This is a genomic window from Kitasatospora sp. NPDC033851 (assembly GCF_055576085.1).
The window spans coordinates 1-1390 of sequence record NZ_JBVIRL010000103.1 but is presented as its reverse complement, the minus strand read 5'-3'; the positions used below and the strand labels follow the sequence as shown (position 1 = coordinate 1390).

The following is a 1390-nucleotide window of genomic DNA, read 5'->3' as shown; positions in this document are numbered from 1 at the left end:
CTGGTCGGCCGGGAGGCCAGACCGCTGATGGGGTGGCGTGCCCGCCCGCGAGGGCGTGAGCACTGGATCCATTAGGCCGCGTGCCGTGCCTTCCGCAGGCTGCTCGACGAAGTGAACGACCTGACAGGGAGGGCATGTTGCTGCTGATCGGCGATGACTGGGCGGAAGATCATCACGATGTCGAGATCCAGGACGAGTCCGGCCGCAGGCTCGCCGCCGCGCGGCTGCCGGAGGGCGTGGAGGGCATCGCGAAGCTCCACGAACTCCTCGCCCGCCATGGCGGCGAGAACCTGGACGCGGCCCGGGTGGTCGTCGGGATCGAGACCGACCGCGGCTCGTGGGTGCAGGCCCTGATCGCCTCCGGCTACCAGGTATACGCAATCAACCCGCGCCAGGTCGCCCGGTTCAAAGAGCGGTACGCCACGTCCGGGGCCAAGAGCGACAAGGGCGACGCGCACGCACTGGCCGACATGGTCCGCATCGACCGCGACCAGCTGCGGCCCATCGCCGGCGACAGCGGCCAGGCCCAAGCCGTCAAGGTCGTCGCCCGCGCCCACCAAACTCTGATCTGGGAACGCACCCGCACCTTCCAGCGACTGCGGAGCACGCTGCGCGAGTACTTCCCCGCAGCCCTCACGGCCTACGCCGAACTGGCGCTGACCAGCACGGACGCGCTCGAACTGCTCATCAAGGCGCCCACCCCCGCGACGGCCGCGAAGCTGACCCGTCCCCAGATCATCTCGGTCCTGGCCCGGGCCCGGCGCCGGAACCGGGATGCGAAAGCGGCGGCGATCCAGGCCGCGCTGCGCGAGCCGCAGCTCGGCCTGCCCGAGCCGGTCACCGCCGCCTACGCGGCGGCCGCCGCCGCCCACGCGCGCCTACTGATCGCGCTGAACGAGCAGATCACCGAGATGGAAGGGCAGGTGAAGGCCCATTTTCTCGCGCACCCGGACGCTGAGATCTACCTGTCGATGCCCGGCATCGCGGAGATCACCGGTGCCCGGGTGCTCGCCGAGTTCGGAGACGACGCCACCCGCTACGCGTCCGCCAAGGCCCGCAAGAACTACGCCGGCACCAGCCCCGTCACCAGGGCCTCCGGCAAGAGCCACACCGTCCAAGCCCGCTACGTCCGCAACAACCGGCTCGCCGACGCGTTGCAGACGCAGGCGTTCTCCGCCCTGAGGGCTTCGCCCGGCGCCCGCGCCTACTACGACAAGCAGCGCGCCCGTGAGGCCGGCTACAACCCGGCCCTCAGGCAGGTCGGCAACCGCCTGGTCGGCATACTCCACGGCTGCCTCAAGACCCGCACCCTCTACGACGAGGCGACCGCCTGGTCACACCACGCCCAACCCATTGCCGCTTGACACCCAACGACATGGGGTGTCTGACC

At 70.4% G+C, this 1390-nt stretch carries 1 protein-coding gene; it reads left to right on the top strand.

The window, feature by feature from the left end; all coding sequences use genetic code 11:
* Positions 1–137 precede the first annotated feature (137 nt).
* The gene (locus ACZ51D_RS43665; RefSeq protein WP_465665891.1) at positions 138–1364 is read left to right on the top strand and encodes an IS110 family RNA-guided transposase; all 1227 of its coding nucleotides are present in this window, start codon (positions 138–140) and stop codon (positions 1362–1364) included.
* Positions 1365–1390: the final 26 nt, after the last annotated feature.